Here is a 258-nt window from a genome sequence, read left to right as displayed (position 1 = left end):
GTGTTGCCATAATTCTTGGAGCAAACATAGGAACTTGCTTTGATGCATGGCTTGCTTCATTAGGCTCTGGTAGAGAGGGCAAACTTACAGCATATTCACATATATGGTTAAATGTTATAGGTGTAGCGGTTTTCTTTCCGTTCATAGGATTATTAGCAACGATTGGTTCCCATTTATCGAAACACCCTGACGTACAACTAGCTCATATCAGTGTCATTTTTAATGTAGTCAGTTCCTTAATGGTACTGCCTTTTACCA

1 protein-coding gene is annotated in these 258 nt (G+C 39.1%); it reads left to right on the top strand.

Annotated features, from left to right (window positions below):
- The coding region (locus R0J88_RS21410; RefSeq protein WP_410901087.1) for a Na/Pi symporter at positions 1–258 on the top strand (258 nt) is incomplete at both ends.

It is taken from the genome of Pseudoalteromonas sp. SIMBA_162 (assembly GCF_046535955.1).
Lineage (GTDB): Bacteria > Pseudomonadota > Gammaproteobacteria > Enterobacterales > Alteromonadaceae > Pseudoalteromonas > Pseudoalteromonas marina.
The sequence above is the reverse complement of the archived record's forward strand: the minus strand, read 5'-3'. Positions and strand labels throughout refer to the sequence as shown.